The organism is Diaphorobacter caeni (assembly GCF_015354245.1).
GTDB classification, from domain to species: Bacteria; Pseudomonadota; Gammaproteobacteria; order Burkholderiales; family Burkholderiaceae_C; genus Diaphorobacter_A; species Diaphorobacter_A caeni.
On record NZ_JADKYZ010000001.1, the window covers coordinates 827,862 to 842,970 of the forward strand.

General features: G+C 59.3%; 10 protein-coding genes. 9 read left to right on the forward strand and 1 reads right to left on the reverse strand.

Features of this window, described 5'->3' with window-relative positions:
* The first annotated feature begins 27 nt into the window (after positions 1-27).
* From ISG32_RS03645 to ISG32_RS03660, 4 genes are all read left to right on the forward strand, one after another.
* Positions 28-1,506 carry an aminotransferase-like domain-containing protein gene (locus ISG32_RS03645; protein WP_194769625.1) on the forward strand — a complete coding sequence of 493 codons (1,479 nt, stop codon included), beginning with the start codon at positions 28-30 and terminating at the stop codon, positions 1,504-1,506.
* Between the two features lie 70 nt (positions 1,507-1,576).
* Complete coding sequence (locus ISG32_RS03650) at positions 1,577-3,025, forward strand: aldehyde dehydrogenase family protein (RefSeq protein ID WP_194769626.1); 1,449 nt, start codon at positions 1,577-1,579, stop codon at positions 3,023-3,025.
* 238 nt (positions 3,026-3,263) lie between these two features.
* Positions 3,264-3,788 carry a GNAT family N-acetyltransferase gene (locus ISG32_RS03655; RefSeq protein WP_194769627.1) on the forward strand — a complete coding sequence of 175 codons (525 nt, stop codon included), beginning with the start codon at positions 3,264-3,266 and terminating at the stop codon, positions 3,786-3,788.
* An 86-nt stretch (positions 3,789-3,874) separates the two neighbouring features.
* Positions 3,875-4,882 (forward strand): tRNA dihydrouridine synthase, encoded by a 1,008-nt coding sequence (locus tag ISG32_RS03660; protein ID WP_194769628.1) that lies wholly within the window; start codon positions 3,875-3,877, stop codon positions 4,880-4,882.
* 17 nt (positions 4,883-4,899) lie between these two features.
* Here ISG32_RS03660 and ISG32_RS03665 read toward each other — a convergent pair whose 3' ends face one another.
* A complete protein-coding gene (locus tag ISG32_RS03665) occupies positions 4,900-6,705 on the reverse strand; it encodes a phospholipase D family protein (RefSeq protein WP_228529546.1) in 1,806 nt (601 codons plus the stop codon).
* Between the two features lie 288 nt (positions 6,706-6,993).
* On the opposite strand from ISG32_RS03665, the gene ISG32_RS03670 reads away from it, so the two are divergent.
* The 5 genes from ISG32_RS03670 to ISG32_RS03690 are packed head-to-tail and all read left to right on the forward strand — an operon-like array spanning position 6,994 to position 15,101.
* Positions 6,994-7,689 carry a GspH/FimT family pseudopilin gene (locus ISG32_RS03670; RefSeq protein ID WP_194769630.1) on the forward strand — a complete coding sequence of 232 codons (696 nt, stop codon included), beginning with the start codon at positions 6,994-6,996 and terminating at the stop codon, positions 7,687-7,689.
* Entirely contained in the window at positions 7,671-8,330 is a 660-nt protein-coding gene (gene pilV / locus ISG32_RS03675; protein WP_194769631.1) for a type IV pilus modification protein PilV, read from the forward strand. Before ISG32_RS03670 ends, pilV begins: the two co-directional genes overlap by 19 nt.
* Before the next feature lie 5 nt (positions 8,331-8,335).
* Positions 8,336-9,409: a PilW family protein gene (locus ISG32_RS03680; protein WP_194769632.1), complete on the forward strand. Its 1,074-nt coding sequence runs from the start codon at positions 8,336-8,338 to the stop codon at positions 9,407-9,409.
* A 13-nt stretch (positions 9,410-9,422) separates the two neighbouring features.
* Positions 9,423-10,172 carry a pilus assembly PilX family protein gene (locus ISG32_RS03685; protein ID WP_228529547.1) on the forward strand — a complete coding sequence of 250 codons (750 nt, stop codon included), beginning with the start codon at positions 9,423-9,425 and terminating at the stop codon, positions 10,170-10,172.
* 54 nt (positions 10,173-10,226) lie between these two features.
* Complete coding sequence (locus tag ISG32_RS03690) at positions 10,227-15,101, forward strand: pilus assembly protein (RefSeq protein ID WP_194769633.1); 4,875 nt, start codon at positions 10,227-10,229, stop codon at positions 15,099-15,101.
* Positions 15,102-15,109 lie beyond the last annotated feature (8 nt).

Here is a 15,109-nt window from a genome sequence, read left to right on the forward strand (position 1 = left end):
CAAAGTCCAGTTGAAGGAAACTGGACCATGAAACGAATTTCTGCCGCCCGCGTGAGTCGGCTGATCACCGGCTGGCAGGCGGGTGGGCCGAGCGGCGAGAGGCGCAGCTTGGCCGAGCGCCTGTGCCTTGCGCTTGGCAAGCTGATCGCCGCGCGCGAGTTGCCGGTGGGCGCGTTGATGCCGTCCGAGCGCACGTTGGCCGAGGCGCTGGTGGTGAGCCGTGGCACGGTGGTGGCCGCCTACGTGCTGCTGCGCGATGCGCGCTTCGTGAGCAGCCAGCAGGGCAGCGGCTACCGGATCATCGCGTCGTCGAACTCTCCGGGCGAGGTGCACAACCGGCTGGTCGGCGAGGTGGTCGCGACGCCGCAGGACATCGACATGAGCAGCGGCGCGCTGCAGTCGTCGCCCACGCTGGTCGATCTGCTCTCGGGTCTGCAGGGCGCCGATCTGGCGAGCATGGTGACGGGACTGGGCTACGACGCCTACGGCCTGCCGCAGTTGCGCTCGGCCGTGGCGCGCTATTACACGGATCTGGGCCTTGCCACGGGCAGTGATCAGATCCTCATCACCAGCGGCGCGCAGCAGGCAGTGTGGCTGCTGGCGAATGCACTGGTCGATTCGTCGGATCTCGTGCTCGTGGAGGACCCGAGCTATCGTGGATCGATGGAGGCGTTTCGTCGCCGCAATGCGCGTCTCGCGGCGACGCCCGTGACAAGCGGTGGCTTTGACTGGCAGGCGCTGGAGCGGCATCTGCGCCAGCATCCAACCTTGTTCTATCTGTTCGCCGATGGGCAGAACCCGACCGGCCGCTCGCTCGACCAGGCGGCGCGCGAACGGCTCGCCGCGCTGCTGGCCAGGTATCCGACCTTCATCGTGGAGGATGGGTCGCAGTGCGAGCTGGGTCTGCAGAGCGACGTGCCGCCGCAGCCGCTCGCTGCGCTCTGCGATCCCGAACGCGTGGCCACGATCGGCACCCTGTCCAAGCTGTTCTGGGGCGGTCTGCGCGTGGGTTGGATTCGCGCGAGCACGGCGGTGACAGCGCGGCTCGCGAGCATGAAGGCGGTCAACGATCTGGGGTCGTCGCGTTTCGATCAGCGCATCGCGGTCGAGCTGTTCGAGCGCCTGCCCGAGGCCCGCGTGTGGCGGCACGGCGAGATCCGCAACGCGCTGCGCGCCGCCGAGCGGATCGTGCGCGAGCATGGCGGCGCCGACTGGCAATGGCATGCGCCCGATGGCGGCACGGCCATGTGGATCCGCATTCCCGGCGCGCACGCGGTGGCGCTGTGCCAGGCGGCGGCGCGGCAGGGGCTGTTGATTTCGTCGGGGCCCGCGTATTCGGTGACAGAAGGTTTTGGCGACTGCATCCGCCTGCCTTTCGTGCGGCCCGAATCCATGCTCGTCTACACCGTTGAATTGATTGCGGGATTGCTCGCGCGGCAGTCGGCGGTGGCGGGTGATGGCCATGCGCCGCCGGTTCCTCCGGAGGCACTGCGAGGCAAGGATTGATACAAATTCTTGGCGGCGCATCGGGGTAGTTCCCGGGCGTGCCGCATCGCGCCGATATGATGGACAGTCTATGACCAGCTACACGCATCCCGAGGCCATTCGTCAACTGTTCGAGCTGCAGCGTCAGGCCAGCCGCGCGCAGGTGGATGTGCCGCTGCTGGTTAGGCGCGAGCGGCTGCTCAGGCTGCAGAAACTCATCGAAGAAAACATGCCGGTGCTCTGCGCTGCCGTGCAGGCCGACTTCGGCATGCGCTCGCCGCGCCTCACCGAGGTGGCCGACTTCTTCGTGCTGCGCGCGCAGCTCTCGCATGTGCTCAAGAAGCTCTCCAAATGGATGAAGCCGCGCCGCGCGCGCACGCCGCTGTATCTGATGCCGGCGAGCGCCCACGTGCAGACGCAGCCGCTAGGAGTGGTGGGCGTGATCGCGCCATGGAACTACCCGGTGCAGCTCGCGCTTGGCCCGGCCATTGATGCGCTGGCCGCGGGCAACCGCGTGATCATCAAGCCGAGCGAGCTCACGCCGCATACCTCGGCGCAGCTGGCTGCGCTGGTCTCCCAGTTTTTCGCGCCTGACGAGATGTGCGTGGTGCAGGGCGATGCGGCAATCGCCGCGCTCGTGGCCTCGCTGCCGTTCGATCACCTGGTGTTCACCGGCTCGACGCAGATCGGCCGCAAGGTAGCGCAGGCGGCGGCCGCCAATCTCACGCCGACCACGCTTGAGCTCGGCGGCAAGTCGCCGTGCATCATCGATGCCGATTGCGACCTGGATGACGCGGCGCTCAAGATCGCGCACGGCAAGCTGCTCAACGGCGGCCAGACCTGCATCGCGCCCGACTATCTGCTGCTGCCGCGCGGCAAGGAGGGGGCGTTCACCGAGGCGTATCGCGCGGCGGTCGCCAGGCTGTTTCCGTATTTCGAGGGCAATCCGGACTACGCCTCGATCATCGATTCGCGTCACCTCGCGCGTCTGCGCAACATGCTGCAGCAGGCCCAGACCCAGGGAGCGGACGTGCAGGTGATGGCGCAGCAGCCGGGAACGCCACCGCCGCCGCCCACCAGCATCGGCGATGGCGTGGCGCGGCAGATGCCGCCCACGCTGGTGTTCGGCGCGACGCAGGACATGCAGCTCATGCAGGAGGAAATCTTCGGCCCGATTCTGCCGGTGGTGGTCTACGACCGGCTCGACGACGCCATCACGCTGATCAACAACGGCCCGAGGCCGCTCGCGCTCTACTGGTTCGGCAAGAGCGACTCGGTGCGCGATTCGGTGCTCCAGCGCACCGTGAGCGGCGGCGTGAGCGTGAACGACACGCTCATGCACATCACGCACGATGGGTTGTCGTTCGGCGGAGTGGGAGACAGTGGCTGGGGCGGCTACCACGGAGAGGCGGGCTACCTGCGTTTCAGCCATCAAAAATCGGTGCTGGTGCAATCGCGATTTTCAATGGGCGCCATGCTTTATCCGCCTTATGGCCCCCAATTTGACCGTATCATGTCGCTGCTGCACAAACTGTTCTGATCAGGATTCGAGAGCACTGTGTGCGGTGAGGCCAGGCACCTTCTGGGTGCTGCCACCTGATCCCGGTTCGCGCCTTATTGGTGTGATAGAGCTGCTATGAACCATGTTGGCCATTTAGGCAAGCAGAACATGGAAAAAGCAGCTTGGGCGCTATGGAAAAAAACGAGCGCGTGAGTCCAACCCACATTTTTGCGAGAATGTTGGGTTTTTCGTTGTTTCACACGTTTTCGTTTAGTCCATGTCCAGTATTCAGGTTCGTCCCGCGACACTTCGCGATGCCAAAGCCATTGCCCAGGTTCACACTGCTTCCGCGCTGGAGGCATACCGAGGTCTGGTTCCCGACGACCAACTGAAATCCATGTCTTCGGTGGAAAAGCGTCAGGCGTACTGGCGCGAGGCCATCGAGTATTGCGAACCTCAGGTTCAGGTCGCCGTTGACGGCGACAAGATCGTTGGTTTTGTCGGTTTCGATCGCTCACGCGATGAAAAGAGTCGCCCCACCACAGGCGAAATTTGGGCCATCTACGCCTCCCCCACGCACTGGAACAAGGGTGTGGGTCTGGCGTTGTGGGATGCCGCGCGTGACGGCCTTCAGGAAGAAGGCTGCACTACCGTCACCTCATGGGTGCCGCTGCGCAATGAGCGTGCACTGCGCTTCCACGAAATGGCCGGTTTCAAGCGCGAAATGACCACCGCCAAGACGCACGTCATCGCTGGCGTGAAGGTCGAGGAAGTGCGCCTGAAACGCCCGGTCCACGGTTGATTGACAATGCGCCTGTGGCGGCCGACGGCATGTTGTCGGCGCCGCAGCGCCATGTGACCGGGTCTTCTGCCTAGCACCTATCTGCCATGCAACTGCTGCTGGCCCCGATGGAGGGGCTTCTGGATTTCGTTCTGCGCGATGTGCTGACCCGTGTGGGCGGCTCGGATCGCTGCGTGTCGGAATTCATTCGCGTCACCGGCAGGCTGATCCCGGACCATGTTTTCTACCGCTACATCCCCGAGTTGCACAACGGCTGCCGAACGCTGTCCGGCGTGCCCGTGCGCCCGCAGCTGCTTGGTTCCGATCCCGAGAGCCTGGCCGAGAACGCGGCGCGGCTTGCGCAGCTGGGTCCCTTCGGCGTCGATCTGAATTTCGGCTGCCCCGCCAAGGTCGTGAACCGGCATGGTGGCGGGGCCTCGCTGCTCCGCGAGCCCGATCGCATCGGCCGCGTCGTCGAAGCGGTGCGCCGCGCCGTGCCCGCGCACATGGTCGTCTCGACCAAGATGCGTCTGGGCTACGACGACGACAGTCTTTCGATCGACTGCGCGCAGGCCATGGCTGGTGGTGGCTCCGGCGAGCTGGTCGTGCATGCGCGCACCAAAGCCGATGGTTATCGCCCGCCCGCATATTGGGAGCGTATCCCGGCGATCCGCGATGCGGTGACGATCCCCGTGATCGCCAACGGCGAGATCTGGACCGTGGATGACGCGCTGCGCTGCCGCCGCGAATCCGGCTGCGACGACATCATGCTTGGCCGCGGCATCGTCGCCGATCCCGGTCTCGCGCATGCGATCCGCCATGTGGATGCAGGCCATCCGCCCGCCACCATCGTCGCGTGGCAAGACCTCGGTCCGCACATCATTCGCTTCTGGCAGATGGTCTGCGCTGACCTCGAGCCCGCGCAGCGCGCAGGTCGTCTCAAGCAGTGGCTGAACCTGATGCGCCGACGCTTTCCCGAAGCCGAGGCCGCGTTCACCCATCTCCGCACCATGCGCAATCAGCGCGACATCACCGCCTGGCTCAAGACGCAGCACGGCGATTTCGAAGTCACCGAGCCGACGCAGAAAGAAGTCGACTGGCAGCTCACACACTGAGCTGGCAGCCTAACCCGTTACAGCACCGAATCGGGCACCAACGGGGCGATGATCTGCAGCATCATCCGCAGTGGCAGGCTGGTGTCGGGATCGGTGGTTTCTTCCTTCAGATCGCTGTTCTGCGGAGGCTTCCAGAGCAGATCGCCGTTCTCCAGCACGACATGCCAGGAGCCGAGGATCAGCCCCGGTTCGATGAGGCGCACGGTCTCGGCCGACAGTCGGTCGCTGCGCACCAGCACCGCGATCTCCGTGTTCTGCAGCTTGGAGCGCTGGTCGAGGTTCATGGAGCCAATCACGGTGAGCTTGCCATCGAGCACCAGCATCTTGGAATGCAGCATCACCCGCTTGGCTTGCTGCGTGGCATTGCCCGTGCTGCCCATGCCGAACGCAGCGCGCAGATTGCTGGGATCACTGACCAGTTCGTAGAGCTCCACCCCGTTCTTGAGCAGTTGCTTGCGATAGCGCGCGTAGCCGATGTGCGCCACCGGCGCATCGTTGGAGGCCAGCGAGTTGGTCAGTATGCGCACACGCACGCCCCGGTCCACGGCCGCCTTGAACACGGCCATCATCCGCTCGCCAGGAACGAAGTAGGGCGAGACGACGAGCAGATCCTTCTGCACATAGCCGATCAGACTGATGAGTCCATCGACGACCGAGTCGTCGCTTTGTGTCGGAGAAGGCGTGGACGATGATGACGTGGGAGTTGCGCCGGGAAGCGAGTCGTTCGCCGCGGTGCCCCGCAGCGTCTTCACCGGTTGATCGCTGGTGAGCGTCGAGGGTTGAGCGGTCATCGGATCAGACTTCCCCTCGGCATCCACTGCAGGAATCTTGCCGGGCTTGTCCGCCAGCATGACCGCATTGGCCCAGATCAGCGGCGCCTTCTTCAGGTCAAGCGCCTTCATGTCCCAGACCTGCGCGCGTTGTTCCGTGCTGATGGCATCCTTGTCGCCAGGCCGGGGCTCGCCATCGGGCGGCTGCGGTCGGGCTGCGGTGGCGCGGCGAGATTCCGGCGCCGGAGAGGCCATGCCCTGCGACTCGGCGTTCACCGCTCTCCCGCCGTCGCTCGCATCGGACTGCGCATCGCGCTTCGCAATCTCCGCGCGCATCCGGTCCAGCTCTTTCTTTTCAATCAGCGACTGCACCGGATATGCCCGCTCGTTGTTCCAGTACTCATCAAAGCTGCGCGACAGATCCTGCACCAGCGGCCCAGCGATCAGCACATCGGCATCAATGAAGTTGGACTCCGCATTCCCAAAATACGAGTCCCCGAGATTGCGTCCACCCATCACGCCCATCACGTTGTCCGCGAGAAAAAGCTTGTTGTGCATGCGCTGCTGCGCCCGCTGAAAATCGGTCGCCGCATGCCACATCCGGCTCACCGGATTCTCCCGATCGCCGGGCAGCGGATTGAACATCCGCATCTGCACATTCGGCACGAACGCCATCCGCATCACCAGCGCATTGCGCCCCGTGCCATGAAAGTCGTCCAACAGAATCCGCACCCGCACCCCCCGCCGGGCAGCGTCCGCGATCGCCCGCATCAACCGCTCGGTACTCGCATCCGCATGGATGGCGTAGTACTGCAGATCAAGCGACTGCCGCGCATTCTCGATCAACGCGAGACGGCTGCCATAGGCCATCTGAGGCCCGGACAGAAGCATGAACCCGGAGGCGTTGGCACCGGCTTTGTTTTCCTTTTGCTTGCGGGATTGGGTGAGTTGGGGAAGCGGTGCGTTGGGGGCCGGTTTGGAGGCGTGGGTGACGGGGCGGTCTACGTTGGAGGGGAGGGTGGGGGTGGAGCAGGCGGTGAGGAGTGCAACCAACGCAAGTCCGCCAACGATGCTGAAAATCTCGCGACCCAAAGGAATCAAAGCAATCAATTGCTCCAAACCGATTTGGAAGCTTTTTGATTTGAATTCATCATCAAGAGTGACTGGATGTTTGTTCATTGTTCCTAGCACCTCATGCTGTGCCCGGACGAACGCACGCAGACTCGCGCGCAATCGTGAGTTCGTTCCATTGTCGATGCAAGTTTTGCCAATTTGCGCGGCAAGCGGACGTCGCCTGCAGAAAAGGAACTTCTCCTACTTTTGGGATGCGTGCCCGCGCACATGCCCAATGGGCTCAATCAGCGCGTCTCTATCAGGATCAACGGCAAAGCCGGACTGACACGCGGTTTCTTAAAGTCTCATTTTGTAACCATAATCACCATTATGGATACACCATGCCCAGATCCTTTCGTCCGGCGTGCCAGAGGGCTCACCTTGATAGAGTTGCTCGTCACGCTCGCCATCGCTGCCATTTTGAGCACCTTGGCTGCGCCCTCGCTCAAGGAGTTCATCGTGCGCAGTCGGATGAACAATGTGACGAGCGAGTTCTCGGGCGCGGTGCTGAAAGCACGCAATGAGGCTGTCAATCGCAATGTGTGTGCTTCCATGTGCTTGAGCACGACGGCAATGAGCGATGAGCCGAGCTGTGCGGACTCGGGAACGGATTGGCAAACCGGCTGGATTGTGTTTCTCAATCCGACTTGCGACAGCGCCAAAATCGATCCATCGCTCAGTGATGTGATCGTTGCGAGGGGATCTACGGACGAACGGATTCATCTCGAAAACAGCGACGCTGCCTATCTTCATTTCAATGCACGTGGAAATCCGAAGCTGAGCGCAACTCGCATTTTCAAATTGACCTATGGCACCGGTGAAGATGACGCCATGACACAGCGATTCGGATTGAATGTCTGCCTGGACAGCATGGGCCGAACCAGAACCATACCGAGGGACAAGGCATGCGCCGCTTACAACTGATCCCACGGAGGCGCTCTGCGCTCGCGCGTGGTGTGACTTTGGTGGAAATGATGGTGGCCATTCTTGTGCTGGCCATCGGGCTGCTGGGCGTGGCGGGGCTTCAGGCTGCGACGTCGAAATACAAGATCAATACTTGGGCCAGAGCCGCCACAGCTACGCTGCTTTCTGATCTGTCCGAACGAATTCGTGTGAATCCGTTGGCGGCAGGGCCAGGTTTCACTGATCCACTCCTCGAGAACCAGCCGTCGACAGAATCCAAGTTCGTGATATCGGGAACCTGGGCGTCTCAACAGGAGGATGATCTGGCAATCACTCAGGACTGCTCGAGTGCAACTTGCACCGACGCAGAGCGGGCGCAGTATGACCTGAAGAAATGGCGCCAGAACGTGCGCGCGACACTTCCTCAAGGTGCCGCCTTGATTGATGGGGACAAGGCAGAAGGCATCAGTCTGACTTTGATGTGGTTCGACAAGGAGCAGGCCAAAGCGGAGGCGGAGACGGATCCGTTGAAGCGCACCTTGGAGAAGGCGCCTGTTTGCTCTTCCAATACGACCGTAGGCATGGCGCAGCAATCGTGTTGTCCCTCTGAGGCTGCTGCTCCGGCCGGTGTCAAATGCGCTCGCTTCCGCTTCGTGCCATGAGAATCATGCAAAAACCATTTTTTTCTCGTCAACGAGGCTTGTCTCTCATCGAGCTCATGGTCGCAATGGCCATCAGTCTGGTGATCATCGCAGCGGCGGGATACATCTATCTGGCATCGCGCGAAGGGCAGCGTACGCTGGATCGCACCAGCAGCAGCCGTGAGGCAGGTGCGTTTGTACTTCAGGCCATAGGCCGTGATCTCATGAACGCGGGCTTTTATCCCGCAACGATTTCGCCCATCACGTCTGATCTGACGCAGACCGGCATGTACGACAGCTACTACCCGTTTGAAAGCTCACCGCGACAAAGCACGGACTGGGCGGACAGTGCCAACAATTGGCCACCAGTTGCATTTCAGTCAGGAGTATTCGGCTGTGATGCCGGACAGTTTGATACCAGTTCCAGTACCTGCGCGAGCGCTTCTACAGGGGGCGCGGATACCTTGGTGATCAACTACTTCACCAACGACGCGGTGGACGCCCCCGGGACTCGTCTCGATTGCTCTGGAGACAACGTGGACGCAGATCCGAGCAATGCCACGCGAAAGGCGAATACGACCAACGATCCCAAATTGCCGCCCAAGCAACCGCTGTTCGTGTCGAACAGATATTCCCTCGTGAACACGAAGATGTATGTGGACAACGGGGATATCACCACCAAGAGCTTTGCATGCAGTGGCAATGGCTCGAACTGGCATGGCGAGGCAGCGGATTACAAGCCGATGGTTGCAGGCATTGAAGATCTGCAGATTCTCTACGGGATCTATACGGCATATGACCCTCAGTCCAAAAACAACTCATTGGCTCCGTCGAAGTTCGTGACCGCTACCGGCATGGCATCTGAGTCAAGTCTGACAGTCAACGGGGTTGCCTTCACGCCCTGGCAACGGATCACCGCCGTTCGCGTGTGCCTGCTGACTCGAACGATGGGGCTGAACACTCGGCTGTCCGACAGTGGTGAGAACAAGGCAAAGTATGTGGATTGCGCAGGTGCCGAAAAGAATCAGCCCACAGGATATGCCATCACCAGATTCGAGCAGACATTTGGTGTTCGAAATGCTCTGCGGATGAGCTATTAGGCAAGGAGTGGGAATGTTGAAGAAAGGCATCGAAATGAGCAGGCCCGCTGCCGTCGCTGGTAGTGGTTCAAATCCTCGACCTGCTCAGCAGGGCGTGGCATTGGTGGTGGTCATGATGTTTCTGATCGCCATTACCGGCATAGGTTTGTGGACCGCGCGGCAGTCTGTTCTGTCCGAGGGCATGGCAAGAAATCAGACCGATCAGGCGGTCGCTTGGCAGGCTGCGGAAGCAGCGCTGAGAGATGCGGAACGCGATTTCATGACCGCGTTCAGTTCGGTCGCCACCAACGCGTCGTGCAGCCGAGGCAAGGTGGCCTTGAACCCCAATGATTTTTCGACGGACTGCAAGCGTGGCCTCTGCGCAATTCCTGAAGCTGCGTATGCCACGGCGAGCTGGGTCGCTGCCAGCGGAACGACGGCTGAGCCTTGGTGGCCCGGTGGCAAGAGCGGACTTTGGAGCGACGACCTGACAAAAAAACCGGGACGTGTTCCGGTTGACCACAACAACTGCGATTCCTTTGCAGGCGGCGTGCCGCTCGGCACTTATACAGGAACGGCTGCGCTTATTGGCGTGGCGCGGCAGCCGGAGTACATGATCGAATATTTCAAACGCAAGAACGTGCGCATCAATCAGGTCGAAACCCAGGTGAGTGGACAGGGGAGCAATCCCAACGAATGGAGCGCCATGTATCGAATCACGGCGCGAGGTTTTGGATATTCAGAGCGCACACAAGTGGTCCTCCAGACCATTTTCATGCCGTGATGTATTGCACCGCAGAGAGCCTGCAAGCTGCTGCGAAGAAGTGAGGGGAATCCTATGAAAATCAGTCAATGGGCAAGAAGGGGCGGTGTGGTGATGGCAGTTGCGGTCACACTGACCGCCGCCCATGCTACGCCCGTCGAGGTGTCCACGCCTCGTGCCACGATCCCACCGAATATCGTGAGCTCAGCCAACAAGCCGATGCTGATGTTGGCGACCTCCAAGGATCACACGCTGTTTGGCCCGATTTATACCGACTTTGAAGATCTGGATGGCGACGGTGTTATCGACACCACGTTCAAACCGGATTTCAAGTACTACGGGTATTTTGATTCGACCAAATGCTACACCTATGCAAACAGCCGTTTTGAACCCAACGCCAATGCAACAGTATCTGGCGATGGTCGATATGTCTGTGGTGGCTCAAATCAATGGGGTGGCAATTTTCTGAACTGGGCCACGATGACGCGTCTGGATGTGATCCGGAAGATGCTCTATGGAGGGAAACGCAGCACAGACACTGCCACTGCCACAAAAAATTCCAGCGGTGTCATCACCGCCGTGACAAATTCATTGACGGTTCTCGAGCGCACCAACCTCTCGAAGGATTCTCACTCGTTCGTCAAATACTACCGTGGAACGGACATTCGTGACTACACCCCATACACAACGGCCAATTTGACAAAATCAACCGGCAGCAACAAGAACGTGTATGCCGGGATAAGCATTTGCAACCGCTCCACGGATATGGGTGAGGGTGGGACTCCGACCATTCGCGTGGCCAAGGGGAACTACCGCCTCTGGGCCACTGTTGAAGGGACGGTGTGTGAATGGGGCACTGGTGTTCTGGGGAAGAAGCTGGCGCGTTACTATCTTGATGCCGACAAAGGCAACGGCGGAATTTCCCATGAGGTGGACCCACCAGACGGTACGAAGGACAGTATCACTGGTAGTGCGTCAAGCTCTGAATTGAATGTCCGTGTTCTCGTTTGCAATCCATCGTGGCTGGGCGAAGAGCGTTGCATGGCTTCGCCCGCTAATTTGACGACAAACTATAAGCCGTACGGCATTTTTCAAGAGTTTGGGTTGTCAGCGAGTGCATCTGTTTCCGCGCGCGCTGAGTTCGGTGTGCTGACGGGGAGCTATGACAAGAATACCAACGCCGGTGCGCTGCGCAAGAACATGGGAGATTTCTCTGACGAAATCAACACGGATACAGGTGTTTTTTGCCACTCCAGCAGCAATGTTTGTACTGGGAATACATCAGATGGACGCACCAAAGGGAACGGAGCCATCAAGTCCATTGACAGCTTTGTTCTGTATGGGCGAGGTTCATCCGACTATGGAAGCAGTAAGCCGCTTCCCAAGGATTTGAATGACGGAACACTTCCTGCTTGGGGCAATCCTATTGGAGAAATGATCGTACAAGCGTTGCAGTATTACGCGGGGAAGACACAAACCAACGCACCGGGGTCAACCAATGACACCACTAAAGGGCTTGTCGTAAAAACTTGGGAAGATCCGCTTGCGAATACGAATACGGTAAGGCGTGGACTTTTTGGAAACTCGGTATGCCGGCCGATGTACACAATGGCGCTGTCGAGCAGCGCGTTGAGTTTTGATGGCGCTACCAAAACCAGTGGCGCTGATTCGCAGGCCAGTACGGCATTCAATACACTGATCAACAAATCGGGAGATATTGCGTCCTATACGGACAAAATTGGTGTGGCGGAGGGAATCAATGGAACGGTCCGATCGATCGGCACGATCGACGGGACGTTTGGCCAATCATGCTCAAGTAAGACTCTCGCCAAACTCTCTTTGGCGTCAGGGGTGTGTCCGGATGCGCCTGGGATGGGCGGCACCTATCAGGTTGCAGGCGCTGCCTTGTATGCGAATACTTCCAAAATCAGAAATCTGACAAGCCCCCCTCCAGATATTGGATCCGTTCAGGATGCATTGAAAGTGAAGACGCTTGCGGCCTCTCTTTCGGGTGGTGCGGCTCGCATAGAGGTTCCGATTCCTGGCACCTCGCCAGTCAAATATGTTTACATCACACCGGAAAGCCTTTGGAATGGCGGAGGCGACAAACAGATGCCGGGCGCTTTGCTCACGTTCGCATCGATCAATTCGGGAACTCATCCTACGACCAATATGCCTTACGGCAGTTTTGTGGTCACGTGGAACGACGCGCAGTTGGGTGGTGACTACGATATGGACATTGCAGGGTTCATTCGCTATGACGTTGAGAGAGCAACAACTGCAAACCCAAGCCCGACGGGGTACATCATCAAGATCACGACGGATATCCTGAACGTCGGTGCGGGTGATACTGGAACGCATGGTTTCAGCGTGATGGGGACGAATCGCGACAAGCGCTATCTCACGCACAGGCACATGACTAGTGACAATAGTATGACGGGCGCTGAGGGCGAGCTTCAATGTCTTGGGAAAAACAATGACGCTGGACGCTGCAGTGTGAGTTCCGCTTGGAATGCGATTCGAGATGCTGACTATCCGTACAGCGAGAGATTCCAGATGCTTGGTGTTGATAACGTCCTCATTCAGGATCCATTGTGGTATGCCGCGAAGTATGGTTACTTCACGTCAAGCAGTCGCAACTCCAACGGTACCTATACGGATATTTCCATGCCTCCTACCGTCGAGTCCTGGGATCGACTCAAGGCTGACGGAACCTCGGGCAGCGATGGCGTACCAGACGGGTACTTTCTTGCACGCCGTCCGGACATTCTTGAATCGCAATTGCGCAAGGCGCTGGACGCGTTGGTGAAGTCGTCCAATGCCGCGCCAGCCATTTCCTCCGCCCAGTTCATTACCGACGAGTTTAAGTACGTTGCCAAGTTTGATGCCGCGTCTGTATCCGGAACGCTCGAAGCCTACAAAATCGACTCTGAAGGCTATTTCGATCCTCTCTATACGTGGGAGGCTGGAAAGCTGCTGTTTGATACGCACTCGGGTAGTCAGGGAGGTGGCCGCGAAATCATCACGAACGCCGCAGGGTCTGGCGTAGCGTTTCGATGGGGACAAGTCGGTAGCGCCTATCAGACGCAAATGACGACCGCGAGCACCAACGTTGTTTCGGCTGCAAACGCTCAGAATGTGCTTGACTACGTTCGAGGAAATCAAACCCTTGAAGGACCAAATGGCTTGCGCTCGCGAGAGAGCAACTTGCTTGGCCCGCTGGTGAACGGTACGCCTTGGTTGCAGACTGCACCCAGCGCCGCTTTCTATGGCACTGGATACGATGGCTATACCAAGTTCTATGCGGATCACAAGGATCGCAAGCAATTGCTTTGGGTTCCCGCCAATGACGGCATGTTGCATGCCTTCAATTCCAAGACCGGCGCCGAGGTGTTCGCTTATGTGCCTGGTGTACTGGCCAACCGGCTTGCGGAGATTCCTTTGCAGCGTGGAACCACGGCTCGTACGCGCATCAACGGCGCCGATTTCACTACCAATGACATTGAAAGCAAACCCGATGGCTTGGTCTGGGCATATGTGGACGGCAGCCCCTTTGTGGCCGATGTGAATATTGGCACCGACGCAGATCCAGACGCCAACAAGGACAAGTGGCGCTCCTATCTCTTCGGTGCATTGGGGCGTGGTGGAAAGGCGATCTATGCGCTGGATGTGACGGATGTTGATTCGCTCACGGAGTCCAATGCGTCGAACGTATTCAAGTGGCAATTCACTTCGGATGACGATGTTGATCTGGGTTACATCATCAGCGATGCCAGTCTGCACACTGTGTCCAATCAAGCGTTGCCGGTGGTGAAGCTCAACAATGGCAAGTATGGCGTGCTGTTCGGCAATGGACAGAAATCCACGAACGGCAAAGCGGTTCTGTACATTCTCTATGTGCAGGGCCCAAACAATGGCAATTGGACGGGGCAATACAAGAAGATCGTTGCCGATGCGACTTTGGGAAGCAATGGCCTGTCCACTCCGCGCTGGGAGGACTATGACGGTGACGGCATCGCTGACGTCGTCTATGCAGGTGACCTTCAGGGAAACATGTGGAAGTTCAACATTCGTGGTTCCGATGACACCGCGTGGGACGTGGCGTACAAGGGAAACAACAACGTCAACAAGCCACTGTACCGCGCCACTACAACGGTGAGCGGGCAGACCAAGGGCCTCCCGATCACGACGGCTCCTATCTTGCTCTACATGGGCAAGGGTGGACTGATGGTGAACTTTGCCACCGGAAATGCATTCGAGACACCGGACTTCGCTACGGGCATGACGTATCGCGTCTACGGCATCTGGGATCGCACAGGGCTGAACGTGTCGCGCGATCTGCCCAGCGGCATCTCGACTCTGGTGGCCCGTACCGCCACTCGCGGTTCGGGCGGAGCGGTGACGTTGAGCGGTGACGTCATTGACTGGACGACGAAGGATGGCTGGTACTGGAATTTGCCCGTGGTTCAGGAATCGGTGCTTTCCAATCCTTCTCTGAATGCGGGCGTGATGTCCTTTGTGACGGTGCGCCCGATCACTGCGGATGAAGCCGCGGTGGCCTGCAATGCGACGCCCAATGCATCTCTGTATACGATCGATCCGATTTCGGGGCAGGCAGAGCGAAACAGTCAGGGCGTGGTGACGGTCGGCGGTGAGAAGGAATTGGTTTCCGGAGCCAACTTCCAGGACCAGAAGGTGTCCTATGCATCGAACAACCCAGCAAGAGGCCGAACCAAAGTGACGGTGAATTGCACGCGTGGCACCGAAGGCTGCACCTGCGATGGCGAAGGGGCCGATGCGAACTGCACCAAGAAGGAGGCCATCTGCGGCCCTGGCCAACGTTCGTTCATTACGCTGGGTGGTACATCGGATGCCGTGATTTGCTACAGCTCTACGCCGCGCATGCATTGGCGCGAAATTCCGGGCATCCGCACATTGACACCAGAGTGAAGAGGCTC